Here is a 25,860-nt window from a genome sequence, read left to right on the forward strand (position 1 = left end):
TCCGCGGGCGATTCCTGTTGAGACATCACGCATAGAGGAGGAAGTGCCCCATGCTCACCAATGACGAACGCCGAGGATTCAGGCGCCTGGAGACCGAAACCGATGTCGTCATCACCCGGCTGGCGACGGGTGAGTCCATGCTCGCCGCCCTGATCAACCTGAGTGCCTCCGGATGTGCTTTTCGCTCCGAACGGCCGATCGTGCCCGATGAGGAACTGGATATCCTGGTCAGCAGCCCGAATCCGAGGATCGAACCGCTGCGCCGGCGCGCGCGCGTGGCCCGCGTGAGCCAGGACGAAGAGGGACGGCTGGTCGCAGTCGAGTTCGTGCTCGACCGAGATTGAGGACTCGCTCGCGTCCATGCCCATCGTGCCTGTTTGCAACCGGCCCAGCCATGCATTGCTTCTATTTCAGCCTGAACATTCCGCGCACCGAGTACCTGCGTTATTACCAGGGCTCGGCCGCGCGTGTGGTCGTGCGCGCCCATGACGGGCGCACATTGTCCATTCCGGCGATCAACCTGCGTCAGTTCGTCACCCATGCCGGTATCCAGGGCCGGTTTCGCGCCACGATCGATCAGAACAATCGGCTGGTCTCGCTGGATCGCCAGTGAACGGCACTCGGCGCCGACAGCTCCTGAGACGGCTCCCGGCGTCTCTCCTTGGCCAGCAGCACATAGAGCGCCGGTACCGCGAACAGTGTGAACAGGGTGCCGATGGCCATGCCGCCGACCAGCACCAGTCCGATGGAGTTGCGCGCCGCAGCCCCGGCGCCCGTGACCAGCACCAGCGGGAAGTGACCGGCGATGGTGGCGATACTGGTCATCAGAATCGGGCGCAGCCGGATCATGGCCGCCTGATGCACGGCGTCCAGCTTGCTCAGGCCCTGCTCCTGGAGCTTGCCGGCGAATTCGACGATCAGGATGCCGTTCTTGGCGATCAGCCCGACCAGCGTGACCAGACCGACCTCGGCATAGATGTTCATGGTCGTGGTCCAGCCGCTGGTCCAGTGCGGCATGTTGGGATCGGGCATCTTGAGGACGGTGAAGATCAGGGCGCCGAACAGCGCCAGCGGCACCGAGCCGGCCAGGATGACGACTGGATCACGAAAGGAATTGAACTGTACGGACAGCACCAGATAGATCATCAACACCGCCAGCGAGAAGGCGGGCAGGAACTTGTTGCCCTCGGTGCGTAGCTGGCGCGATTCGCCGGTGTAGTCGATGCCGTACCCCGGCGGCAGGATCTCGCGCGCGGTCTTCTCCAGGAAGCCGAGCGCCTCGTCCAGGGTGCGGGCGCTCATGCCCGAGAGCTTGACCGCATTGAGCTGCTGAAAGCGATTCAGCGAGCGCGCCACGACGCCGTGCTCGATGTGCGCCACGGCCGACAGTGGGATCATCCGACCGTCCGGACCTGTGACATGAATCGCGCCGAGCTGCTCGCTGGTGAGCCGATCGATGCGCTTGATCATCGGGATCACCTTGTAGCTGCGATCGGCCATATTGAAGCGATTGACGAAGTCGCCGCCGGTGGCGACAGCGAGGTCGGCGCCGACCTGGGCCAGGTTCATCCCCAGCGCGGCCAGTTTGTCGCGGTCGAAGACCAGGGTCGCCTGGGGTTGATCGAGCTTCAGGTCGATATCGGGCGGGAAGAAGAACAACCCGCTCTGCGCGGCGCGTTCCTGTAGCTCCTTGGCCAGCTCGAGCAGTCGCTCGACATCGCCGGTCGAGGTGATAAGGAACTCGATGGGGAAATTGCTCCCGCCCGGCAGGGCAGGGGGAGTGGTCATGAAGACCTGGATGCCGGGGATCTTGGAGACCTCGGCCTGGACGTCGGGGAGCATCTGCGAGACCGTGCGGGTGCGCTCGCCCCAGGGCTCGACCACCATGCCGCTGAAGCCGTCGGCACCCACGGTGGCGCCGATGGATGGCGGAAACAGCAGTTGAAAGGTCAGCTCGGTCTCCGGCACGTCCAGCATGATCCGTTCGGCGGCTTCGGCATAGACGGCATTGTGATCGGTCGTCGCGTTGGCCGCCGTGTTGATGATGCCGAACAGCACGCTCTGGTCTTCGATCGGCGCCAGCTCCTTGGGCGAGAACATGAACATCGGCACGGTGCACAGACTCACCACCACCCACACCAGATAGACCGCCGGCCGGGCCTCGAGCGTGGCGCCCAGGGCGCGTCCATAGGCTGCGCGCAGGGCGTCGAAGCGCCGGTTGAGCCAGCCGGTCAGACCGCGCTCTTCGTCCTGCGCGCTACGCAACAGCTTGGCCGACAGGGTCGGCGACAGCGTCAGCGCCACCACGCCGGAGATGGTCACGGCGCCGGCCAGCGTGAAGGCGAATTCGCGAAACAGCGCCCCGGTCAGCCCGCCCTGCAGACCGATGGGCACATAGACCGACACCAGCGTGACCGTCATCGCGATGATCGGCGACACCAGCTCGCGCGCGCCGAGCAGGGCCGCCTCGCGCGGGGTGCGTCCCTCGCGCAGATGGCGCTCGACGTTTTCGACCACCACGATGGCATCGTCGACCACCAGACCGACCGAGAGCACGATGGCGAGCAGGGTCAGCAGGTTCAGGGTGAAGCCGAACAACTGCATCAGAAAAATGCCGCCGATCAGCGACACCGGGATGGCCAGCACCGGCACCAGCACCGAGCGCACCGACCCCAGGAACAGGAAGATCACCAGGATCACGATCAGCAGGGTGTCGACCAGAGTGCCCGTGACCTCGTGGATGGCGTCGCTCACATAGGCGGAAGCATCATAGCCGATGCTCGCCTCCAGGCCCGCCGGCATGTCCTGCTGTAACTGGTCCAGTTCCGCGCGCACCCCGCGCATCACCTCGATGACGTTGGCATTGGGTTGCGGAAAGACGCCGGCGAAGACCGCCGTCTGCCCGGAATAGCGCACCAGGGTGTCGTAGTCCTCGGCGCCCAGCTCGACATCGGCGATGTCTTCCAGACGCACGATGGTGTCGCCCTGCCGGTAGACCACCAGGCGGCGGAAATCCTCCGCGCTGCGCAGATCGGTGTTGGCCGCCAGGGTGGTTTGCACCAGGGCGCCTTTGGTGCTGCCGATGGCGGCCAGATAGTTGTTCGCGGCCAGCGCCTCGCGCACCTGCGCCGGGCTGATGCCCAGTGCCGCCAGGCGCTCGGGCTTGAGCCAGACGCGCATCGCGAAGGTGCGCGCGCCGAAGATCTCGATGCGCTGCACGCCCGCGACCGAGGCCAGCCGCGGCTGCACCACCCGGCTCAGATAGTCGGTGATCTGCTCCGGCGACAGGATGTCGGAGGCGAAGCTGAGATAGGCGGCGGCGAACTCCGAGTCGGCCGATTGCACGCTGATCGCCGGCACCTGGGCCTCGACGGGCAGTTCGTTGCGAACCTGATCGACCTTGGACGAGATGTCGGTCAGGGCCTTGGTCGAGTCGTAGTTGAGCTTCAGGCGGGCGGTGATGATCGAGATGCCCTGCAGGCTCTTGGACTCGATGTAGTCGATGCCCTCGGCCGCCCCGATCGCGCGTTCCAGCGGCGTGGTGATGAAGCCGCGCACCAGCTCGGCGCCGGCGCCGACATAGACGGTCGAGATCTGCACCGAGGCGTTCTCGCTGACCGGATACTGGCGCACGCTGAGCGAATTCCAGGCGCTCAGACCGGCGATGACGATCAGCAGGTTGACCACGATGGCCAGCACCGGCCGATGGATGAACAGATCGGTAAAGCCTTTCACCTGGGTACGTCCTTACCCTGCCTCACAGGGATTCGTGTCCGGGTGGAAACCGGAATCTGGATATCAGGAATCACTCGGGTTCGGCTCCAGACCGGCGGCCGGAGCGAGCCGATTGTCGATCACCACCGTCATGCCGGTGCGCAGCTTGAAGACCCCGCTGGTGACGACCGTCTCGCCCGCCTTCAGTCCGTCGGTCACGTCGACGAAATCGCCGCGCGCGCGTCCGAGGCGCACGAACTGCTGGCGCAGCACCGGCTCGGTCGCGCCGGTCGTGTCGTTTTTCCGCTCTTCGATCACGAACACCGAATCCCCATAGGGCGCATAGAGCACCGCCGTGGCCGGAACCGGCAGGACCGGCTGCCGATCCTGCAGCACCACCTCGACCCTGGCGAACATCCCCGCGCGCAGTCGTTCGCCGGGATTGGCGATCTGGGCGCGCACCCGAACGCTGCGGGTGACGGCATCGACCTCCGGGCTCACGGCGATGATGGCGCCGGAGAAGGTCTCGTCCGGGGCCGCGTCGGCGCGGACACGCACGGTCATGTCGTGACGCAGGTCGCCGAGCCGTTGTTGGGGGATGGAAAAATCGACATAGATCGGATCCAGGGTTTGCAGCGAGACGATCCGATCGCCTTCCTGCAACACCTGCCCGAGATTGACCAGACGCAGTCCGAGGCGGCCGCCGAAGGGCGCGCGAACCGTCTTCTTGGCGATCAGCGCCCGCATGTTGACGACCTGGGCCTGGGTCTCTTTCGCCTTGGCCTCGGCGGCATCCAGAGCGTCCTGCGAGGACAGCTTGCGCGCATCCATGGCCCGCACGCGGGTCAGGTCGGCCTTGGCCAGGGTGGCCGCGGCTTCCGCCGAGGCCAACTGGGCCTCTTCGCTGGACGTATCCAGCCGCAGCAGGACATCGCCCGCCTTCACCGCCGCGCCGGAGGCGAAGTCGATGCGTGTCACCCGCCCGCCGACCTCGGCGCTGACCATGACCCCCTGTACCGGCTCCAGGGTGCCGACGGCGGCGATCGATCGCTCCCAGAGCGCCTCGTCCACCGTCACCGCCGTGACCGTCTCGGGGGGGACCGCCATGGCTTCGGCGGCCCGGCCCATCGCCGAGAACTGACCGAGCTTGGCATAGACGAGGGCGCCGATGAGGAGAGAAACGGCGATGGCCGTCATGAAAATTTTGCGTAGCATGTTTTCCTAGGAACCGTGCCGAAGCTGCGCCAGGGCCTCAGTGTACTCGAACTGCTCGATCTGTTCCTGTACGCGACCTGCCGTCTCGGCGCCGAGCAGCCGGCTCAGGTTGCCTTGGATGCTTCAATCATGGGCCAATTCCGGGGGAATCGCCAGATGCGCTCATCGTCGGGATGGACGCCGAGTGCCAACGGCCAAGCATCTTGCGTATCATGCCCGTCAGACCGACCGCCATCCAACCCAGCCGGAGACGCCATATGTCCGACCAGAAGTTCCGCCTCGTCACCCGCAGCGATTTCGACGGCCTGGTGTGCGCCGTCCTGCTCAAGCATCTGGATCTGATCGACGACATCACCTTCGTCCATCCCAAGGACATGCAGGACGGCAAGATCGCCATCAGCGGCCGCGACATCACCACCAATCTGCCCTATGTCGGGGGCGTGCATCTGGCCTTCGATCATCACCTGTCCGAGACCCTGCGCACCGGCCGGCACGACAATCACATCATCGACCCGGACGCCCCCTCGGCGGCGCGCGTGGTGTGGCGCCATTACGGCGGTCACGACGCCTTCCCGGTCGCCTGGGACGAGATGATGGCGGCGGTCGACAAGGGCGATTCGGCTCAGTTCGATCAGGAAGAAGTGCTGCACCCCACGGGTTGGGTGCTGCTGAACTTTCTGATGGACGCACGCACCGGACTCGGGCGCTTCCGTTGAGTTCCGCATCTCCAACTACAGCCTGATGATGGATCTGATCGACTACTGCAAGAACCACGACATCGACCAGATCCTCGCCCTGCCCGATGTCCGCGAACGGGTCGATCTGTATTTCGAGCAGGAAGAGAAGTGCAAGGAGCAGATCCGGCGCTGCGCCACCGTCCACGGTAATCTGGTGGTGCTGGATCTGCGCGGCGAGGAGACCATCTGGGCCGGCAACCGCTTCATCATCTATGCGCTCTTTCCGCAGTGCAACATCTCGATCCATGTGCTCTGGGGCGTCAAGCAGCAGAACACGGTATTCGCCACCGGCAAATCCATCTTCGACCGCAGTTCCAAGACCAACGTCGGCGAGCTGATGCTGGAATACGGCGGCGGCGGGCATCAGGCCGCCGGCACCTGTCAGGTGGACAACGACCGCGCCGAACAGGTCTTGGGCGAGTTGATCGCACGGATCGAGGCCGACGGCTGAGGATGAGCGCATGACCGTTGCTTCGGTCGACGACGGACAACCCACACTGGAACAACGGCTGTCTCGCTATGACTCGGCCCGTCATGGCGGTGAAGTCATGGCCGAGGCCCAATTCACCGATCCCACCGCACTCCACGGAGCCGCGAACGTGTCCTGTCGTATCGAAATCCTGCAAATGAACCCTTTGGTCGGCGACGTGGCCGGCAATGCCGAGCGTCTGATCGCGGCAGCTCAGCGCGCGCGCGAGCAGGGCGTCGATCTGCTGGTCTGCCCCGAGCTGGCCCTGACCGGCTATCCGCCCGAGGATCTGCTGCTGCGCCCCGAGTTCATCGCGCGAGTCGAGACGGCGCTGGAGCGTCTCCAGTCGGAGATACAGGGCATCACCCTGGTACTCGGCTACCCGCGCGCCTCGGTCGGCGGGCTGTTCAACGTCGCCGGTGTGATCCGCGACGGCGCCCTGTTCGCCGAGTACGCCAAACAGCATCTGCCCAACTACAGCGTCTTCGACGAAAAACGCTACTTCCAGCCCGGCACGGGTGCCACCGTCTTCGAGCACTGCGGACTGCGTTTCGGTCTGAGCGTCTGCGAGGACATCTGGTGGGAGGAGCCGACCCGCGAGTCCGCCGAGGCCGGTGCCCAGGTGCTGCTCAATCTCAACGCCTCGCCCTTCCACGGCGGCAAGATCGCCGAGCGCGAAGCGCTGGTAGCGCGTCGCGCGCGCGCCCATGGCCTGACCATCCTCTATGCCAATCTGGTCGGCGGTCAGGACGAACTGGTGTTCGATGGGGCCTCCTTCGTCGTCGATCCCGATGGCCGGATCACGCACCGCGCGAGCGTGTTCACCGAAACGACGCTCGTCCTCAAGCTCGATGCCGATGGGGTACCCGTCACGGCGGGGGCCGAACCTCTCACCGACTGGCCCGGCGAGGAGGAGACGATCTACGAGGCGCTGGTGCTGGGCGTGCGCGACTATGTGCGCAAGAACGGCTTCGAGGGTGCGGTACTTGGACTGTCCGGCGGCATCGATTCGGCCCTGACGCTGGCGATCGCCGTGGATGCACTCGGCGCCGAGCGGGTGGAGGCCGTGCTCATGCCCTCGCGCTACACCGCCGACATGAGCAACGAGGATGCGCTCGAACAGGCCCGCCGCCTGCGCGTGTCGAGCCGCGTCATCCCGATCGAGCCGGCCTTCCGGGCCTTTCTCGACCTGCTCGAACCCGTCTTCGCCGGCCGGCCGGCGGACGTCACCGAGGAGAACATCCAGGCGCGCTGTCGCGGCATCATCCTCATGGCCATCAGCAACAAGTCCGGGCGTATCCTGCTGACCACGGGCAACAAGAGCGAGATGGCCGTCGGCTATGCCACGCTCTATGGCGACATGGCCGGCGGTTTCGCGCCGATCAAGGACGTGCCCAAGATGCTGGTCTACCGGCTGGCGCGCTATCGCAACGGCCGCTCGCCGGTGATCCCGGAGCGGGTGATCGAGCGCGCGCCCTCGGCCGAGCTGCGTCCCGACCAGACCGACCAGGACAGCCTGCCGCCCTATGACCTGCTCGACGCCATCCTCAAACTCTATATCGAGGACGACGAGGGCGTGGACGCCATCGTGGCGCGCGGCTATCCGGCCGATGTGGTCAGGCGCGTGGCACGGCTGGTCGACCGCAATGAGTACAAACGCCGTCAGGCCCCGCCCGGCGTGCGTATCTCGCAACGCGCCTTCGGACGCGACCGGCGCTATCCGATCACCAGCGGTTTCTAGCCGAAGCCGGGTGCCGCGCGTCCCCGGTGCTGTTCATCCCCCGGCGGTCCACTTATACTGATCCGTGATTGATTCAGCGGATACGGCTTAACGGGAGAGCTGCATGAAAAAGGTCGAAGCGATCATCAAACCCTTCAAGCTGGACGACGTGCGCGAGGCGCTGTCGGCGGCCGGCATCACGGGCATGACGGCGATCGAGGTCAAGGGCTTCGGCCGTCAAAAGGGCCACACCGAGCTCTATCGCGGCGCGGAGTACGTGGTCGATTTCCTGCCCAAGGTCAAGATCGAGCTGGTGCTGGCCGACGATCAGGTCGAGGAGTGCATCAATGCCATCACCACGGCCGCGCGCACCGGCAAGATCGGTGACGGCAAGATCTTCGTCTCGGATGTGACGCGCGTGGTGCGCATCCGCACCGGCGAGGAGAACGAGGCCGCGATCTGAGCCTCGCGGCTCGGTCTTTCGGCCTCAGTTCCGGTCGAGCTGGAGATAGTCCCAGAGCCGGCGTGCCAGATCGACCTTCTCGGGCCGGACTTCGTCGGCGATGAAGCGCCCCTGCTGGCGGTTGAGGTCGAGCACCCGTTTGGCGTCGGCCGCCAGATCCTCCTTGCCGAGCGCGCGATAGGCGTCGATCATCACTTCGAGCGCATCATCCACGGCGCTGGTGCGCTGATAGTGCTGGATGACGTGGTTGGCGCGATTGGCCGCCGCCAGATAGGCCCCTCGCTTCATGTAGTAGCGTGCGACATGGACCTCGTTCATGGCCAGGTTGCTGCGTAGATAGATCATGCGCTGGCGCGCGTCCTCGGCGTACTTGCTGTTCGGGAAGCGCTCGACCAGGATCGCGAAGTCCTTGAAGGCGTCGAGCGCCGAGCCCGGATCGCGCTGTGAGGCGTCGGTCGGGATGAAGCGGTCGAGGAAGCCGATACTGCGGTTGTAGTTGACGATACCCTTCAGATAGTAGGCATAGTCGACATAGGGATTCTGGGGATAGAGCTTGATGAAGCGGTCGGCCGCCGCGAGCGCCTCCTCGGGTTCGTCGGCCCGATAATGGGCATAGGCGACATCGAGTTGCGCCTGCATGGCATAGCGCCCGAAGGGATAGCGGGCCTCGAGCTTCTGATAGAGTTCGATGGCGCGCTTGTAGGAGCCCGAGTCGAGCTGGGAGGCGGCCTCTGAATAGAGCTTGGCGGCGCTCCACCCCTCGGTTTCATCGATCTCCTTGCCGAAGATCCCGCATCCGGTGAGCGTCACGGCGAGCAGGAGCGCGGTCAATCGTGTTAACGTTCGTGACATGTCGCATGAGTATCTGTTTCGAAACGCTCCCAGTATACCCGAAGCCCCGTCTTGGCGAAGGTCTGACCGTGGATCTTCGCCGCGCGCACTCGACCGGCCGGACGCTGCCTGAATGAAGCCCTTTTCCACTGAAACCATCCGGCGCTCGCTCCGGGTCGAGTCCGATCTCGCCGGCGGCCGGCTCGACCGCGTGCTGGCGCAGTTGCTGCCGGAGTTCTCGCGCGGTCGGCTCCAGCAATGGATCGAGGCCGGTCAGGTGCTGGTCGACGACCGGCCGTGCCGGGGGCGCGACAAGGTCTGGGGCGGCGAGTCGATCCGCATCGAGGCCGAATTGGCCGTGATCGACGAGCACCGGCCGCAGGCGATTGCGCTCGATCCGGTCTATGAGGACGATCATCTGCTGGTGATCGATAAACCCGCCGGACTGGTCGTGCATCCGGCGGCCGGCAATCCCGACGGCACGCTCCAGAACGCGCTGCTGCACCATGCGCCCGAGCTGGCGACCCTGCCGCGCGCCGGGATCGTGCATCGGCTCGACAAGGACACCACGGGATTGATGGTGGTCGCGCGCACACTCCAGGCGCATTGTGCGCTGGTCGAGCAGCTCCAGCGGCGGGTCGTGCATCGCGAGTATCGCGCCCTGGTGCTGGGCACTCTGATCGCGGGCGGTCGGGTCGAGGCGCCCATCGGCCGGCATCCGACCCAGCGCGTCAAGATGGCCGTGGTCGGCAACGGGCGCGAGGCCATCACCCATTATCGTGTCCTGGAATCCTATCCGGGGCATACGCTGCTGGCCGTCGAGCTGGAGACCGGACGCACCCATCAGATTCGCGTGCACATGGCGCACATCCATCATCCGCTGGTCGGTGACACGACCTATGGCGCCCGACCGCGTCCGCCGCGCGGCTGTCGCCCCGAGCTGGCCGCCGCGCTCCAGAGTTTTCCGCGTCAGGCATTGCACGCCATCCGTCTGGGACTCATCCATCCGGCGACCGGCGCCGAGATGCAGTGGGAGGTGCCGATGGCCCCAGACCTCGACGCACTGTTGGAGTTGTTTCGCCGGGAGGTGGCCGATGGAGCTGATCGAGCCTGACTGGCCGGCACCGGCGTCCGTTCGTGCCTGTGCGACCACCCGTCTGGGCGGCGTCAGCCAGGGGCCGTTCGCCAGTCTCAATCTGGGCGATCATGTCGGCGACGATCCCGAGCATGTCGCGCGCAATCGCGAACTCCTGTGTTTGCATCTGGGCCTGCCCGCCGAACCGCTGTGGCTGCGTCAGGTGCATGGTCGAGACGTGGCAAGGGCCGAATGCCCAGTCGCGCCCATCCCTGAAGCCGATGCCGCGATCGCGACCACGCCCGGAGTCGTATGCGCGGTCATGACCGCCGACTGTCTGCCGTTATTGCTCTGTGACGACCGGGGAACGCGCGTCTCGGCGGTCCATGCCGGCTGGCGCGGATTGGCCGGCGGCGTGCTGGAGAGCGCGGTGGCGGCCATGGCGGTCGCGCCCGAACGATTGCTGGTCTGGATGGGTCCGGCGATCGGACCCGATGCCTTCGAGGTCGGTCCCGAGGTGTGCGCGGCTTTCATCGCCGAGCATTCCGAGACTGCCACCGCCTTTCGCCCCAGCCCAAGAACGGTTCAGGGTGAACGCCGGCTGGCCGATCTCTTCGAGCTCGCCCGGCTCAGGCTCGCGCGACTCGGTGTCGAGCGGGTCTACGGGGGAGGGGACTGCACCTTCTCTCAGCCGGGACGTTTCTTTTCCTACCGGCGCGACGGCACGACCGGCCGTCTGGCCAGCCTGATCTGGCTCGCGCCGAACGACAGCCATGGGAGCTGATGACCGTGACGGACACTCTGTCTGACTGGAACCTCTTGACCCTGGTCGGCGCCGACCGGCCGGGGATCGTCTCGCGCGTCACGCGCGCGCTGTATGAATGCGGCTGCAACCTGGGCGAAGCCTCGATGATCCGGCTCGGCGGCAACTTCACCATCATGCTGATGGTCAGCAGCACGCGCCCGGACGCCGAGATCCTGGATGCCCTAGCGCCCGTAGCCCGGGAACTGGATCTGCGCCTCCATCTCGATCCATTGAGCGGCGGGCTGCACCAGCACCTGATGCCCAACGTCCAGGTGCGGGTGACGGGCGCCGACCGCGCCGGGATCGTCGCCGATGTGACCGAGATCCTGGCCGAACAGGGCTTCAACATCCTGGAACTGGACTCGGACGTGGCCGGCGAGCGCGAGCGTCCGGTCTACATCATGAACATCCAGGGCTACAGCGACCGCACCATCGAGGCCCTGGCCGACGCGCTGGTGCCGATGGCCGCGCGCGGCGTGTCGGTGGACGTCTCCCCGGTCGACCTGCTGATCGGTTGAGTCATGGCGATCCTCGATATCCTCAAGCTGCCCGATCCGCGTCTCAAGCAGGTCTCTGAACCCGTCGAGTCCTTCGACCAGGCATTGCGCGACTTCATCGCCGATCTGGAAGAGACCCGTCTGGCCGGCCCCGGTGCCGTCGGCATCGCCGCGCCCCAGGTCGGACACTTTCAGCGCGTCGTCATCCTCGACCTTTCAGGACGACCCAAAACACCCAATCATGGCCGGCTGGTGCTGATCAATCCCGAGATCACGCACTGGGAAGGCTTCGCCATGGGCCGCGAAGGCTGTCTCTCGGTCCCGGACTACACCGGCAACGTCATCCGCGCCACCCAGATCCGACTCAAGGCCCAGGACGCCGACGGCGTCGAGCATCAGTACGAGATGGAGGGATTCGAGGCGCGTGCGGTCCAACATGAACTCGATCATCTCGACGGACTGCTGTTCGTCGACCGCGTGGTCAGCCGTCGCACCGATCTCTATCGGCGCAAGGTCTACAAATAGTCCGGTCGCACCGGCGATTCATCAGAGCATCGTGCCATGAAACAGCGCCTCTTTCGGTTTCCACTCCTGTTCGCCGTCCTGCTGATCACGGCGACGACGACCCTGGCGGCGCCGTCTTCGGTGCCCCTGTCCGAACTCTTCCCCAGCCCGACCCAGACCAAGGCCGCCATCGTCATCAACAAGGTGCTGGAGCGTTATCACTATCGCAAGGTCTCACTCGATCGCGACTTCGCGGCCTCGGTGCTGGAGCGCTATCTCAAGGCGCTCGATCCGAACCGGACCTTCTTCCTGGCGCGTGACGTGGAGCGGTTCCAGAACGGGGCGCGCCATCTCGACGAGAGCCTGCGCCGGGGCGAGCTGGACATCGCCTTCGACATCTTCCGCGTCTACCGGATGCGGGTCGGCGAGCGGGTCGCCCACGCGCTCAAGCTGCTCGACGGTCGCTTCGAGTTCGACACCGCCGAGACCTTCACCTTCGAATCCGATAAAACGCCCTGGGCACGCGACGCCGCCGAACTCGACGAGCGCTGGAGGAAGCGCGTCAAGCACGATTACCTCTCGCTGCGTCTGGCCGACAAGTCCGACGACGAGGTGCGCGACCGACTGCGCAAGCGCTACGAGGGCCTGGCCCGACGCATCCGCCAGTTCAAGGGTGACGATGTGTTCCAGACCTTCATGAATGCCTATACCGAGACCGTCGAGCCGCATACCAGCTATATGTCGCCGAGCACCTCGGAGAACTTCGACATCAGCATGAAGCTGTCGCTGGAAGGCATCGGCGCGGTGCTGCGCTCGGACAATGAATACACGGTCGTGCAGAGCACGGTTCCGGGCGGTCCGGCGCGTGAGTCCGGCCAGATCCACGGAGGCGATCAGATCCTCGGTGTGGCTCAGGGACTCGACGGTCCCATGGAGGACGTCGTCGGCTGGCGCCTCGAAGATGTCGTCGACAAGATTCGCGGTCCCAAGGGCTCGGTGGTGCGCTTGCAGATCCAGCCCAAGACCAGTGGTTCGTCCAAACCGGTGCGCGAGGTCGCCCTGGTGCGCAACGAGATCAAGCTCGAGGATCAGGCCGCCAAGAGCTATGTGATCGAGGATCTCGCCAATGCGCCCGGACTCAAGGTCGGCGTGATCGAGATCCCCGCCTTCTATCGCGACTTCGAGGCCGAGGGTAGCGGCACGGCGGATTTTCGCAGTACCACGCGCGATGTGCGCCGGCTCATCAATGATCTGGTGATGCGCGGCATCGACGGTCTGCTCATCGATCTGCGTGCCAACGGCGGCGGTTCGCTCGCCGAAGCCACCTCGCTGACCGGGCTGTTCATCGACACAGGCCCCGTGGTCCAGGTCAAGGACGCCTTCGGCAAGGTCGAGGTCGAGGCCGACCGCGATCCGGGCATGGCCTATACCGGACCGCTGGCCGTCCTGGTCGACCGCGAGAGCGCCTCGGCCTCCGAGATCTTCGCCGCCGCCATCCAGGACTACGGACGCGGGCTGATCATCGGCGAGCCGACCTTCGGCAAGGGCACGGTACAGACGCTCATCGATCTCAACCGCTATGTGCCGGGCGAGAAGAGCGATCTGGGGCGTCTGCGTCTGACCATGGCCGAGTTCTTCCGCATCAGCGGCGGCAGCACCCAACTGCGCGGCGTCGAGCCGGACATCCGCTTCCCGAGCGCCGACTACATCAGCGGGCACGGCGAGCGCGCGCTCGACAACGCCTTGCCCTGGACCCAGATCGACCCGGCAGGCTTCAAGAAGGTCGGCGAGCTGCGCTTCGACGCCCTCGCGCGCCGCTCCGCCGAGCGCGTGGCCAAGGATCCGGGCTTCAAGATGCTCACCGAACGCAGTCGGCTGGTGCGCGAGGTCGAGGATCAGAAACGGGTCTCGCTGCGCGAGTCCGAACGGCGTGCCGAGGACGAGCGGCGCAATCAGCGCTTCAAGGCCGATCAGGAACGCTTCCTGCGTGCGCGTGGCCTGACCCCGGTCGACGAGGAGGCCGATCAGGTCGACGAGGAAGCCCTGGAGAAGCAGCGCAAGGTCATCGCGCGTATCGAGTCCGAGGAGGCCGCGCGCATCCTGGCCGACGGCATCCTGATGCAGCGCGGCAGCAACGGGCCGCGCGCCGTGATGAGGGATTGAGCTTGAGCGAGACCGCGATGGATCTGGAGTCGATGCCGGATCGGCTCCATCGGGCCGGCGCGAGCGCGGCGCTGCGCGACAACCGGATCGGCTTGGAAAAGGAGAGTCTGCGGGTGGCGCCGGACGGGCGGTTGGCGAAGACGCCCCATCCGGCGGCGCTCGGTTCGGCGCTCACCCATCCGCACATCACGACCGACTTCTCGGAGGCCCTGATCGAGCTGGTGACGCCGGCGCTGACCGACCCGCGCGCCGTGCTCGATTTTCTGCGCGAGACCCACGTCTTCGTCAACCGGCATCTGGGCGACGAACGGCTCTGGGCGACCAGTATGCCCTGCGTCATCGAGGGCGGAGCCGCCATCCCGCTCGCCCGCTACGGCACCTCCAACGCCGCGACCATGAAGACGGTCTATCGGCGCGGACTCGGCAATCGCTACGGGCGGGTGATGCAGGTGATCGCCGGGGTGCACTTCAACTTCTCCTTCGCCGATGCCTTCTGGACGCTGTATCAGGCCGAGCGCGACGATCGGGCCGAGCCGGGGTTCTTCCGCTCCGAGGCCCAGATGGGCATGATCCGCAACCTGCAACGGATCGGCTGGCTGGTGCCCTATCTGTTCGGCGCCTCGCCGGCGGTCTGCGACAGCTTCGTCCAGGGACACGAGACCGATCTGGAGCGCTTCGACCCGCACACCCTCTACTATCCCCATGCCACCTCGCTGCGTCTGGGCGACATCGGCTATCAGAACAAGCAGGAAGAGGGCACGGGCATGAAGGCCTGTTACGACAGCCTGGATGCCTATGTGCGCAGTCTGACCTGGGCCATAGAGACGCCCTGTCCGCAGTACGAGACCATCGGGGTCAAGGTCGGCGAGCGCTACGAGCAGCTCAACGCCAATGTGCTCCAGATCGAGAACGAGTACTACAGCACGGTGCGGCCCAAGCAGATCACCGAGTGGCTGGAGAAACCGACCCACGCCCTGCGCCGGCGCGGCATCCGCTATGTCGAACTGCGTTCGCTCGACGTCAATCTCTACGAGCCGCTCGGTGTCGGTCTGGAGCAGTTGGAGTTCCTGGAGACCCTGATGCTGTACGCCCTGCTCCAGGACAGCCCGCGCATCGCCGCGCGCGAGCGGCGTGACATCGACGAGAATCAGGTGCTGGTCGCCCATCGCGGACGTGAACCCGGACTGCGTCTGGCGCGTGATCGCGAGGCCGTCGAGTTGCGCGTCTGGGCGCACGAGATCCTCGACGGCATGGTCGGGGCGGCCGAATTGCTCGACGGCGGTTCGGATGGGCCGCATGTGGCGAGCCTGAGACGTCAGCGTGAGAAGATCGATCATCCGGATCTGACCCCATCGGCGCGGATGCTGGCCGAGATGCGCGAGCGGGGCGAAGGCTTCTTCGCCCTGGCCTGGCGCTGGTCCGAGACGCATCGGCAGGCGTTCCGGGAGGCCCGGCTCGATCCCGAGCAGAGCGCATTCTTCGAGCGGCTGGCCGCCGAGTCGATCACGCGCCGGCAGGCGATCGAGGCAGCGGACCAGGTGGATTTCGACACCTTCCTGAACGACTATTTTGCCGGTCGTGTTCCATCCCAGGCACCGACGCACTGAACGTCCACGCACGCCCTTTGCTATCATTCGCGCCCTGTCCATCCGCCGGATTCCGTGCCCATGCCTGAAGACGTCGTACAGGCGGCTGATGTCACTGCGACACGCACCGTCGCGGCCGTCGATCTCGGTTCCAACAGTTTTCACATGGTCGTGGCCCGCATCGATGACGGTCATGTCCAGATCACCGACCGTCTCAAGGAGATGGTGCGACTCGGTGAGGGGCTGACCGAGGATCACGGCATCACGCCCGAGGTCGCCGAGCGCGCGCTCGCCTGTCTGGAGCGCTTCGGCCAGCGTCTGCGCGGTTTTGCGCCCGAAGACGTGCGCGCCGTCGGCACCAACACGCTGCGTCAACTCCAACCCGACGATGCCTTCATCCGGCGCGCCGAGTCCGCGCTCGGACATGGCATCGACGTCATCGCCGGGCGTGAGGAGGCGCGTCTGATCTATCTGGGCGTGGCCTATGGGCTGGCCTCCGGTGGTGAACGGCGCCTGGTGGTCGACATCGGCGGCGGCAGCACCGAGATGATCGTCGGGCGGGCCTTCTCGCCGCGTCTGCGCGAGAGCCTGCACATGGGCTGTGTGAGCATGACGCGCCGTCACTTCGCCGATGGACGGATCACGGCCAAGGCCATGCAGCGCGCCGAACTGACGGGCGCCCTGGAGGTCCGTCCGGTGCGCGAACTCTTCCGCCGCACCTGCTGGGAGCGGGCGGTCGGGAGTTCCGGGACCATCCGCGCCATCGCCACCGTGGTCCGGGCCGAGGGCTGGTGCGAGGACGGCATCTCGGCCGAATCGCTGATGCGACTGCGCGAGGCCCTGATCGCGGCGGGTCGGGTCGCGGCGCTCGATCTCAAGGGCTTGAGCGACGAGCGCCGTCCGGTCTTCGCCGGCGGTGTGGCCGTGCTGCGCTCGGTGTTCGACTCGCTCGGTATCGCGCACATGCAGGTCTCGGACTATGCCCTGCGTGAGGGCGTGCTCTACGAGATGATGGGCCGCCATCAGCAGGGCGACGTGCGCGAGCGGACCGTCGCCACGCTCTGCCGGCAGTTCCATGTCGATCAGGAACATGGCCGGCGTGTCGAGGCCACGGCGCTGAGTCTCTACCGTCAATTGGCCAAACCCTGGTCGCTCGACGATCTCGACTATCCGCGCATGCTCGCCTGGGCCGCGCGCGTGCATGAGATCGGCGTCATGGTCGCTCACAGCCAATATCAGAAGCATGGCGCCTATCTGCTGCGCAATGCCGATCTGCCCGGCTTCACGCGCCAGGAGCAGACCATGCTCGCGGCGCTGGTGCTCGGACATCGGCGCAAGTTCCCGGTGCAGGAGTTCGCCGCGCTGCCCCAGGCCATCCGGCTCGCGGTACGGCGGCTGTGTGTCATCCTGCGTCTGGCGGTGCTGCTGCATCGTGGGCGCTCGGTCGACAGCAAGCCGAATCCGACCCTTCAGGTCGAGGGCGAGAACCTGACCCTGAGTTTTCCGGACGACTGGCTCGCCGGTCATCCGCTGACCCAGTTGGAGCTGGAGCAGGAGGCCGAGCGTCTGGCGGCGGCCGGGATGGTGTTGCGCTTTGGCTGACGACGGACATTCGAAGTCCGATTCAGCGTCGGCTCCGTCGACGCCGACGGTTCTGCAACGCTGGGGGCGACGTCTGGGCGGCTGGCCGGTCAACCTCCTTCTGATCGTTGCGATCGTTGTCGGTGTTCAGTGGTGGCAGGGACGGACCCTGGTGACAGGTGAGGCTCCGCCGCTGGTTGGCGTCACGCTGGAGGGGACGCCGATCGATCTCGCCGACCGGCGCGGGCGGCCGGTGCTGGTGCATTTCTGGGCGACCTGGTGTCCGGTGTGCCGCATCACCGACGGCACTATCGATGCCATCGCCGAGGATCACGCCGTGGTCACGGTCGCACTGCAATCGGGGACGGAGGAGGAGCAAAAAACAGATCCGCGCCTACATGCTTGAAGCCGGGCAGGATTTTCCAGTCGTCTCGGACCCCGACGGTCGTCTGTCGCGGGCCTGGGGCGTGGCGGGCGTGCCGACCAGCTTCGTGATCGATGGAGATGGACGTATCCGCTCTTCGATCGTTGGGGTCAGCACTGGGCCTGGATTGAGGCTGCGTCTCTGGCTGGCGGGTCGGTAGCTTCGGCCCCTCTCCCGCGAGGAGAGGGGGCTTGCGGCTGTGCCTCAGCGCTTCTTCGGCGGCATCAGGTCGGTGATGGAGCCATGCGCCATCTCGGCGGCGAGTCCGATGGTCTCGCATAGGGTCGGATGCGGGTGGATGGTCAGCCCGATGTCTTCCATGTCGGCACCCATCTCCAGCGCCAGCACCGCTTCGCCGATCAGCTCGCCGGCGTTGGGGCCGACGATGCCGGCACCCAGGATGCGCTTGGTCTCGGGATCGAACAGCAGCTTGGTCATGCCTTCGTCGCGATGGATACCGAGCGCGCGTCCGCTCGCGGCCCAGGGGAAGACGCCCTTCTCGTAAGGGATGCCGTCGGCCTTGGCCTGAGTCTCGGTCAGGCCCATCCAGGCGACCTCGGGGTCGGTGTAGGCGACCGACGGGATGGTCAGCGGATCGAACAGCGACGGCTGTCCGGCGATGACCTCGGCGGCGACCTTGGCCTCGTGCGTGGCCTTGTGCGCCAGCATCGGCCCGCCGACCACGTCGCCGATGGCGAAGATGTGCGGGACGTTGGTGCGCTGGTGCTGATCGACCTTGATGAAGCCATGCTGGTCGACCGTCACGCCGGCCGCTTCAGCGTCGATGTGCTTACCGTTGGGCAGACGACCGACGGCCACCAGCACCTTGTCGTAGAGCTCCTCGCCCGGATGCTTGCCTTCGAACACCACCTTGATGCCCTCGGGTCCGGCGCTCATGCTCGCGACCTTGGTTTCGAGCCAGATGTTCTCGTAGCGCTTCTTGATGATCTTCTCGACCGCCTTGACCAGATCCGGGTCGCAGCCGGGCATGAGCTGATTCTTCAGCTCGACCACGTCGATCCGCGAACCGAGCGCGCTGTAGACGCTCGCCATCTCCAGACCGATGATGCCGCCGCCGACGATCAGTAGCCGATCGGGCACGTCGGCCAGGGCCAGGGCGTCGGTCGAATCCATGACGCGCGAGTCCTCGTGCGGGAAGCCGGGGATCTTCATCGGCGAGGAACCGCAGGCGATGATGGCCTGATCGAAACGCACCCGCACGCGCCCTTCCTTGGTCTCGACGCCGATCCGGTTGGGCGACTCGAAGCGCCCGGTACCCTGGACGACCTGGACGTTGCGTTGCTTGGCGAGCGCCGTCAGTCCGCCGGTGAGCTTGGCGACCACCTTGTCCTTACCGGCGCGCATCTTGGCCAGATCGACCTCAGGCGCGCCATAGGTCACGCCCATGACGTCGAGCGTCTTGACCTCTTCCATGATGGCGGCCGTGTGCAGCAACGCCTTCGACGGGATACAGCCGACGTTGAGACAGACCCCGCCGAGCGTCGGATAACGCTCGATCAGGACCACCTTCTTGCCCAGATCGGCGGCGCGGAAGGCGGCCGTGTAGCCGCCGGGACCGGCGCCGAGTACAACGACCTCAGTCACGATCTCCTGGGCGGCGCCGGTTTCGGTCGCCGGTGCCGAGTCCGCCGCCGACGCTTGATCGGCGCTGTCAACGCTCGATGCAGACACCGCCTCGCCCTCGATCTCCAGCGTCAGGATCGGATCGCCCTGAGAGATCAGATCGCCGATCTTGACGTTCAGGGCCTTCACGATTCCGGCCCGGGGCGATGGAATCTCCATGCTGGCCTTGTCGCTCTCGACTGTTACCAGTGACGTCTCCGGCTCGATCCGATCACCGGGGGCGACCAGGATCTCGATGATCTGCACGTCCTTGAAATCTCCGATGTCCGGAACCTTGACCTCGATGATGGTGCTCATGGTGGGGGCTTCTCTCACGGGCGCCGCGGGCGCTGACAATCGTTATGGGATAAGACCCGCCATCCTATCAGATCAGCAAGCGTCGAATGTCGCCGAGCAGCTCGCGCAGCAGGCTGGTGAAGCGTGCCCCGTCGGCGCCGTCGACCACGCGATGGTCGTAGGACAGCGACAGCGGCAGCATCAGACGCGGCATGAACTCGCGCCCGTTCCACACCGGCTTCGTCTCGGCGCGCGAGACGCCGAGGATGGCGACCTCGGGCGCGTTGACGATGGGCGTGAAGGCCGTTCCGCCGACGCCGCCGAGACTGGAGATCGAGAAGCAGCCGCCCTGCATGTCGCCCGGCAGCAGCTTGCCGTCGCGGGCCTTGGCGCTGAGATCCGCCAGTTCGGTGGCGAGCTGATGCAGACCCTTCCGGTCGACATCGCGCACCACAGGGACGACCAGACCGTTCGGCGTGTCGACCGCGACCCCGATATGGGTGTAATGCTTGTGGACCAGGCTCTCGCCATCCGGGGTCAGTGACGCCTTGAGCACGGGCATCCGCGCCAGTGCCGTCGCCACCGCCTTGAGCAGGAAGGGTAGGAGGGTCAGCTTGACGCCCCGCTTGGACGAAGCGTCCTTCTGGGCCTGGCGGAAGGCTTCGAGTTCGGTGATGTCAGCCTCGTCGAACTGGGTGACGTGCGGGATGCCGATCCAGCAGCGGTGCAAATGGCGACCGCTGAGTTTGCGGATGCGCGGCAGCTCCCGGATCTCGGTCGGACCGAAGCGGGCGAAATCGACCTCTGGTGCGCTCGGGAGCCGGAAGACGCCCGTGGTGCTCGTCTCGGTCGTACCGCCGCCCTGAGCTAGGGTCTGCTTGACATAGCCCTGAACGTCGTCCTTGACGATGCGACCCTTGGGGCCGGAACCCTTGACGCGCGCCAGATCGACGCCAAGCTCGCGCGCAAAGCGGCGCACGGCTGGACTCGCATGGGCCTTGCGACCACGGGCGATGGCGGTCATGTCCTCGGGACGCGGAAGTACGGGGGCCTGACGTCGCTCGGTCTCACCGGGGGCACGGCGGAGCGGCTCAGGCTCTACATCCGTCTCGGCTCTTGGGCTGGGGGCTGGAGCCGCCGGCTCCGGAGTCTGAAGCTCGGCGGCCGGCGGGGACGTTTCGGCCGGACCTGAACCCTCGGCGGACGACCCGACCGGTTCGACCCGCATCAGCCGATCACCCCGACTGACGCGATCGCCGGTCTTGACCAGGAGTTCACGGACGACTCCACCGATGGGGGCGGGGATCTCGATGGTCGCCTTGTCGCTTTCGAGGGTCAGAATGGATTGTTCGGCTTCGATCCGGTCGCCGGGGGCGACCAGGATCTCGATGATCTCGACACCGGAAAAATCGCCGATGTCGGGCAAGAGGATCTCTTCGAGGCTAGACACGCGCAATGCTCCTTAAAACCTGTTGACCAGTCGGCTCAGACGTTCACGGGGTTGGGCTTGTCCGGATCGATGCGGTACCTGGAGATGGCGTCCGTCACCATCGACACCGGGACCGCGCCCTCGTCGGCGAGCGCCTTGAGCGCGGCGAGCACCACCTGATGGCGGTCGACCTCGAAGAATTTGCGGAGCTGACGACGCATGTCGCTGCGTCCGAAGCCGTCGGTGCCCAGGGTCACATAGCGGCGTGGCACATAGGGCCGGATCTGGTCGGCCTGGAGACGCATGTAGTCGGTCGCGGCTACGATGGGACCGCGCGTGTCGCCGAGCTGGGATTCGACATAGGTGACACGCGGCGTCTGGTCGGGATGGAGCCGGTTCCAGCGCTCGATCTCGATGCCTTCGCGGCGCAGTTCGTTGAAGCTGGTGACGCTCCAGACCGTCGAACCGACGCCGAAATCCTGCTCCAGCAACTCGGCCGCCGCCAGCACCTCGCGCAGGATGCTGCCCGAGCCGAGCAACTGGACCTGAGGCTCGCCGTCGGCGCCGTGCCGGACCGGATGCATCCCCTTGAGGATGCCCTCCGCACAGCCCTCGGGCATCGGCGGCTGGACGTAATTCTCGTTCATCGCCGTGATGTAGTAGAAGACGTTTTCCTTGTCCTGATACATCCGCCGCAGACCGTCCTGGACGATCACCGCCAGCTCATAGGCGTAGGCCGGGTCGTAGGCCACACAGTTGGGGATGGTCGAGGCCAGCAGCAGGCTGTGACCGTCCTGATGCTGCAAACCTTCACCCGCCAGCGTGGTGCGCCCGGCCGTGCCGCCGATCAGGAAGCCGCGCGCGCGCATGTCGCCCGCCGCCCAGGCCAGATCGCCGATGCGCTGGAAGCCGAACATCGAGTAGTAGATGTAGAAGGGGATCATGCTCTGGCCATGATTGGCGTAGGCCGTGGCCGCCGCGATCCAGGACGACATCGCCCCGGCCTCGTTGATGCCCTCCTGCAGGATCTGGCCTTTCTTGTCTTCGCGGTAGTACATGACCTGATCGGAGTCGACCGGCTCATAGAGCTGACCCTGAGAGGCATAGATGCCGAGCTGACGGAACATGCCCTCCATGCCGAAGGTGCGCGCCTCGTCCGGGACGATGGGCACCACGTACTGACCGATCTGCTTGTCGCGCACCAGGAGCGTCAGCAGCCGCACGAAGGCCATGGTGGTCGACATCTCCTTGTCGCCGCTGCCGTCGAGCAGTGACTGGAAGGCGTCCAGGCTTGGCACCTGAAGCGGAGCAGCCTCGTCGCGTCGCGCCGGCAGGAAACCGCCGAGCTGCTCACGCCGCGCGTGCAGATACCGGCTCTCGGCGCTGTCGGGCGCGGGCTTGTAGAAGGGCGTGGCGTCGATCTGATCGTCCGAGATCGGAATGTTGAAGCGGTCGCGGAAGGCCCGCAGTGCCGTCTCGCCCATCTTCTTCTGCGAATGGGTGATGTTCATGCCCTCGCCGGCCACACCCATGCCATAGCCCTTGACCGTCTTGGCCAGGATCACGGTCGGCTGGCCGGTGCAGCTCATGGCGGCGGCATAGGCGTTGAAGACCTTGATCGGATCATGGCCGCCGCGATTGAGCCGCCAGATGTCCTCGTCCGACATATTGGCGACCATCGCCTTGAGCTCATCGTACTTGCCGAAGAAGTGCTCGCGTGTATAGGCGCCGCCCTTGGCCTTGTACGCCTGATAGTCGCCGTCGAGACATTCCTCCATGCGCTTGAGCAGCAGCCCCAGCTTGTCGCGCGCAAACAGCGGATCCCAGTAACGCCCCCAGATGACCTTGATGACGTTCCAGCCCGCACCCCGGAACACGGCCTCCAGTTCCTGGATGATCTTGCCGTTGCCGCGCACCGGGCCGTCGAGCCGTTGCAGGTTGCAGTTGACCACGAACACCAGGTTGTCGAGCCGCTCGCGCGCCGCCAGCGAGATCGCGCCCAGGGACTCCGGTTCGTCCATCTCACCGTCGCCGAGGAAGGCCCAGACCTTGCGCCCGGCGGTGTTGACCAGTCCGCGATCGTTCAGATAGCGCATGAAGCGCGCCTGATAGATGGCCATCAGCGGCCCCAGCCCCATCGAGACCGTGGGGAACTGCCAGAAGCCGGGCATCAGCCAGGGATGCGGATAGGACGACAGCCCATGACCATCGACCTCCTGGCGGAAGTGATGGAGCTGCTCCTCGCTGATCCGGCCTTCGAGGAAGGCGCGCGCATAGATGCCGGGCGCGGTATGCCCCTGGAAGAACACCAGATCCCCGCCGTGATCCTTGGTGCGCGCGTGCAGGAAGTGGTTGTAGGCGACATCGATCAGGGTCGCCGAGGAGGCGAAGCTGGAGATGTGCCCGCCCAGCTCGGTCGAAAGGCGGTTGGCCTGCACCACCATGGCCATCGCATTCCAGCGCACCAGCGAGCGGATACGCCGCTCCAGCGCCAGATCGCCCGGAAAGGGCTGTTCGGCCTGGACCGGGATGGTGTTCAGATAAGCGGTGTTGGCGCTGTAGGGCAGATAGGCGCCCGAGCGGCGGGCCTTGTCGATCAGGCGTTCGAGCAGGAAATGGGCGCGCTCGACGCCTTCGTTCTCCAGCACGGCCTCGAGCGAGTCGAGCCATTCCTGAGTCTCTTGCGGATCGATATCGGGCTTGTGGGTCATCAGTCGGTTCCAGGGAGACGTTTCGAGACGATGTCAGTGTAGACAAAGTCGCCAGTATACCTGGATCGACGATTTATTAAATACTGAGGATTCGATTTAGCAATGCAGACTTCGGAAAGGTCACTTGGGCGTCTGTCCCGCCTCCAGGTCTTTCAACAGGGTCCGTAGCTCCGTCATGGCCTGTTCGGCCTTGGTATTCGGGTCATACACGAAATCATCCAAACGGAAGACATCGCGCAGCTCGGCGGACAGCCGCTGCGGCTGGAGCACGCTATAGATGCGGCGCCACTCGCCCTCGACGCGCAGGGCCAGACGCGGATTGATCAGATACTGGCCGTGGCGCAGACGCAGGAACAGCTTGCGGTTGTAGCGATCCTCGCGGCTGACCTCGTTCTTCGACAGGATCGAGGTGCCCCGGCGTAGGCTCCATCCGCCCATGGCTTTGAAGGTGCAAAAATACAACATTAGGAATCAATCGCTTGCGATGTTGAATCTGGTGTGGACCGCCCAACTTTCCCTAGCCTGGGCTTTGCTAACCCAGCAAAATCAAGACATTGAGCGCAAGCACTTTTTGTGACCTTCAAAGCCATGACATCGCTTGGCCGAAGGTGACCGAGCAAAGCGGGAAACATACGGTCTTTGCATAGCGGAGTCTACGGCACTTCGCGCGTCGCGAAAGCGAGTGTAACCGAAGAACCGGATGCGGGAAAACTGCACGTCCGGGACTGTGGCGGGGGAACCGGGTAACCGGTTTCCCTACGCCGGAGTGAATCAGAATATGGCGATAAGATTAATGCCTTTACCAAAAATGCGACTAATGCTTTGAGTCAATCGTTTGTATTGAAATCGCTCGATCGTTCGAGGCGGGTCGATCGATCAGTCCGGCGCCCGCAACCGTTTGAACTCGGCGACGAAGCTTTCCAGTTGTCCGGCGGCGATGGCCTCGCGCAGGCCGCGCATCAGGGTTTGGTAGTAATGGAGGTTGTGGATGGTCGCCAGCCGCGCGCCCAGGATCTCCTTGCAACGGTCGAGATGATGCAGATAGGCGCGGCTGTAGTGACGGCAGGTGTAGCAGTCGCACAGCGGGTCGAGCGGACCTTCATCGGTGCGGTGGACGGCATTGCGGATGCGCACCACGCCCTGATGGGTGAACAGATGCCCGTTGCGCGCGTTGCGGGTCGGCATGACGCAGTCGAACATGTCGATGCCGCGCTGGACGGCGGCGACGATGTCCTCGGGCGTGCCGACGCCCATCAGATAGCGCGGACGATCGGTCGGCAGCTTGTCGGAGAGGAAATCGAGCACCCGTAGCCGGTCTTCCTCCGGCTCGCCGACCGACAGCCCACCGACCGCATAGCCATCGAAGCCGATCCGCATCAGACCTTCGAGCGACTCGGCGCGCGGGCGCTCGTGCATCCCGCCCTGGACGATGCCGAACAGCGCCGCCGGATTGTCGCCATGCGCCTCACGCGAGCGCGCCGCCCAGCGCAGCGACAGCTCCATCGAGACGCGCGCCTGCTCCTCGCCGGCGGGGTAGGGCGTGCATTCGTCGAAGATCATCACGATGTCGGAGCCGAGTTCGCGCTGCACCTGCATCGAGATCTCGGGGCTGAGGAACACCGGACTGCCGTCGACCGGCGATTGGAATTTGACTCCGTCCTCGGTGATCTTGCGTAGCTCGCCGAGACTGAAGACCTGGAAACCGCCCGAGTCGGTGAGGATGGGTTTGTCCCAGTGCATGAAGCCGTGCAGATCCCCGAGCCGGCGGATGACCTCGGTGCCGGGGCGCAGCATCAGATGGAAGGTGTTGCCGAGCACGATCTCGGCGCCGACCTCCAGCAGTTCCTCCGGGGTCATGGCCTTGACCGTGCCATAGGTGCCCACGGGCATGAAAGCGGGCGTCTCGACGGTCCCGCGTGCAAAGGTCAGACGTCCGCGACGGGCGAGGCCGTCGCGTTCAAGCAGGTCGAAGTGCATCGAAGAGGTTCCTGACCGGCTCGGAGCGAGACGGATCGT

Annotated in this window: 23 protein-coding genes; 15 read left to right on the forward strand and 8 right to left on the reverse strand. The window is 65.4% G+C overall.

Annotation, left to right across the window (positions count from 1 at the left end):
* Positions 1-50: 50 nt before the first annotated feature.
* Together Atep_RS02555 and Atep_RS02560 are read left to right on the forward strand one after the other, a co-directional pair.
* Positions 51-344 carry a PilZ domain-containing protein gene (locus Atep_RS02555; protein ID WP_213380142.1) on the forward strand — a complete coding sequence of 98 codons (294 nt, stop codon included), beginning with the start codon at positions 51-53 and terminating at the stop codon, positions 342-344.
* 50 nt (positions 345-394) lie between these two features.
* Entirely contained in the window at positions 395-613 is a 219-nt protein-coding gene (locus Atep_RS02560) for a DUF2835 domain-containing protein (RefSeq protein ID WP_213380144.1), read from the forward strand.
* Here Atep_RS02560 and Atep_RS02565 read toward each other — a convergent pair.
* Positions 577-3,735 carry an efflux RND transporter permease subunit gene (locus tag Atep_RS02565; RefSeq protein ID WP_213380146.1) on the reverse strand — a complete coding sequence of 1,053 codons (3,159 nt, stop codon included), beginning with the start codon at positions 3,733-3,735 and terminating at the stop codon, positions 577-579. The genes Atep_RS02560 and Atep_RS02565 overlap by 37 nt on opposite strands.
* A gap of 63 nt (positions 3,736-3,798) precedes the next feature.
* Positions 3,799-4,929 carry an efflux RND transporter periplasmic adaptor subunit gene (locus Atep_RS02570; protein WP_213380147.1) on the reverse strand — a complete coding sequence of 377 codons (1,131 nt, stop codon included), beginning with the start codon at positions 4,927-4,929 and terminating at the stop codon, positions 3,799-3,801.
* A 257-nt stretch (positions 4,930-5,186) separates the two neighbouring features.
* Between Atep_RS02570 and Atep_RS16390 the strand changes: the two genes are divergently transcribed.
* The 4 genes from Atep_RS16390 (at position 5,187) to Atep_RS02585 (ending at position 8,318) form a co-directional block, all read left to right on the forward strand.
* Complete coding sequence (locus Atep_RS16390; protein WP_236786385.1) at positions 5,187-5,645, forward strand: hypothetical protein; 459 nt, start codon at positions 5,187-5,189, stop codon at positions 5,643-5,645.
* A gap of 25 nt (positions 5,646-5,670) precedes the next feature.
* On the forward strand, positions 5,671-6,117 hold the full coding sequence (locus Atep_RS16395; RefSeq protein ID WP_236786387.1) for a hypothetical protein: 447 nt from the start codon (positions 5,671-5,673) through the stop codon (positions 6,115-6,117).
* Between the two features lie 175 nt (positions 6,118-6,292).
* The gene (locus Atep_RS02580; RefSeq protein ID WP_236786632.1) at positions 6,293-7,876 is read left to right on the forward strand and encodes an NAD+ synthase; all 1,584 of its coding nucleotides are present in this window, start codon (positions 6,293-6,295) and stop codon (positions 7,874-7,876) included.
* 103 nt (positions 7,877-7,979) lie between these two features.
* The gene (locus Atep_RS02585; RefSeq protein WP_012970016.1) at positions 7,980-8,318 is read left to right on the forward strand and encodes a P-II family nitrogen regulator; all 339 of its coding nucleotides are present in this window, start codon (positions 7,980-7,982) and stop codon (positions 8,316-8,318) included.
* 24 nt (positions 8,319-8,342) lie between these two features.
* Here Atep_RS02585 and Atep_RS02590 read toward each other — a convergent pair whose 3' ends face one another.
* Positions 8,343-9,170 (reverse strand): outer membrane protein assembly factor BamD, encoded by an 828-nt coding sequence (locus tag Atep_RS02590; RefSeq protein ID WP_213380148.1) that lies wholly within the window; start codon positions 9,168-9,170, stop codon positions 8,343-8,345.
* Between the two features lie 112 nt (positions 9,171-9,282).
* On the opposite strand from Atep_RS02590, the gene rluD reads away from it, so the two are divergent.
* From rluD to Atep_RS16860, 9 genes are read left to right on the forward strand one after another with little or no spacing between them, the layout of a single operon-like run.
* The gene (rluD, locus tag Atep_RS02595; RefSeq protein ID WP_213380149.1) at positions 9,283-10,263 is read left to right on the forward strand and encodes a 23S rRNA pseudouridine(1911/1915/1917) synthase RluD; all 981 of its coding nucleotides are present in this window, start codon (positions 9,283-9,285) and stop codon (positions 10,261-10,263) included.
* Complete coding sequence (gene pgeF / locus Atep_RS02600; protein WP_213380150.1) at positions 10,244-11,008, forward strand: peptidoglycan editing factor PgeF; 765 nt, start codon at positions 10,244-10,246, stop codon at positions 11,006-11,008. Before rluD ends, pgeF begins: the two co-directional genes overlap by 20 nt.
* Complete coding sequence (locus tag Atep_RS02605; RefSeq protein ID WP_236786389.1) at positions 11,008-11,547, forward strand: glycine cleavage system transcriptional repressor; 540 nt, start codon at positions 11,008-11,010, stop codon at positions 11,545-11,547. The genes pgeF and Atep_RS02605 overlap by 1 nt, the downstream gene beginning before the upstream one ends.
* 3 nt (positions 11,548-11,550) lie before the next feature.
* The gene (gene def, locus Atep_RS02610; protein WP_213380151.1) at positions 11,551-12,051 is read left to right on the forward strand and encodes a peptide deformylase; all 501 of its coding nucleotides are present in this window, start codon (positions 11,551-11,553) and stop codon (positions 12,049-12,051) included.
* A gap of 36 nt (positions 12,052-12,087) precedes the next feature.
* Positions 12,088-14,193 (forward strand): carboxy terminal-processing peptidase, encoded by a 2,106-nt coding sequence (locus Atep_RS02615; protein WP_213380152.1) that lies wholly within the window; start codon positions 12,088-12,090, stop codon positions 14,191-14,193.
* Between the two features lie 32 nt (positions 14,194-14,225).
* The gene (gene gshA, locus Atep_RS02620; protein WP_236786634.1) at positions 14,226-15,800 is read left to right on the forward strand and encodes a glutamate--cysteine ligase; all 1,575 of its coding nucleotides are present in this window, start codon (positions 14,226-14,228) and stop codon (positions 15,798-15,800) included.
* 60 nt (positions 15,801-15,860) lie between these two features.
* Positions 15,861-17,381 carry an exopolyphosphatase gene (gene ppx / locus Atep_RS02625; protein WP_213380153.1) on the forward strand — a complete coding sequence of 507 codons (1,521 nt, stop codon included), beginning with the start codon at positions 15,861-15,863 and terminating at the stop codon, positions 17,379-17,381.
* Positions 17,374-17,766, forward strand: coding sequence for a redoxin family protein (locus Atep_RS16855; RefSeq protein ID WP_272876304.1), 393 nt, complete (start codon positions 17,374-17,376; stop codon positions 17,764-17,766). The genes ppx and Atep_RS16855 overlap by 8 nt, the downstream gene beginning before the upstream one ends.
* A complete protein-coding gene (locus Atep_RS16860) occupies positions 17,759-17,944 on the forward strand; it encodes a redoxin family protein (RefSeq protein WP_272876305.1) in 186 nt (61 codons plus the stop codon). Before Atep_RS16855 ends, Atep_RS16860 begins: the two co-directional genes overlap by 8 nt.
* 44 nt (positions 17,945-17,988) lie before the next feature.
* On the opposite strand, the gene lpdA is transcribed toward Atep_RS16860, so the two are convergent.
* The 5 genes from lpdA to tgt form a co-directional block, all read right to left on the reverse strand.
* The gene (lpdA, locus tag Atep_RS02635) at positions 17,989-19,725 is read right to left on the reverse strand and encodes a dihydrolipoyl dehydrogenase (protein ID WP_213380154.1); all 1,737 of its coding nucleotides are present in this window, start codon (positions 19,723-19,725) and stop codon (positions 17,989-17,991) included.
* A 67-nt stretch (positions 19,726-19,792) separates the two neighbouring features.
* On the reverse strand, positions 19,793-21,154 hold the full coding sequence (gene aceF / locus Atep_RS02640) for a dihydrolipoyllysine-residue acetyltransferase (protein WP_213380155.1): 1,362 nt from the start codon (positions 21,152-21,154) through the stop codon (positions 19,793-19,795).
* Between the two features lie 35 nt (positions 21,155-21,189).
* Positions 21,190-23,844, reverse strand: a complete 2,655-nt coding sequence (aceE, locus tag Atep_RS02645) for a pyruvate dehydrogenase (acetyl-transferring), homodimeric type (RefSeq protein WP_213380156.1) — start codon at positions 23,842-23,844, stop codon at positions 21,190-21,192.
* A gap of 120 nt (positions 23,845-23,964) precedes the next feature.
* On the reverse strand, positions 23,965-24,309 hold the full coding sequence (locus tag Atep_RS02650) for a hypothetical protein (protein ID WP_213380157.1): 345 nt from the start codon (positions 24,307-24,309) through the stop codon (positions 23,965-23,967).
* A 411-nt stretch (positions 24,310-24,720) separates the two neighbouring features.
* Entirely contained in the window at positions 24,721-25,821 is a 1,101-nt protein-coding gene (tgt, locus tag Atep_RS02655) for a tRNA guanosine(34) transglycosylase Tgt (protein ID WP_213380158.1), read from the reverse strand.
* Positions 25,822-25,860: the final 39 nt, after the last annotated feature.

Origin of the sequence: Allochromatium tepidum (genome assembly GCF_018409545.1) — a bacterium.
Taxonomy (GTDB): domain Bacteria; phylum Pseudomonadota; class Gammaproteobacteria; order Chromatiales; family Chromatiaceae; genus Thermochromatium; species Thermochromatium tepidum_A.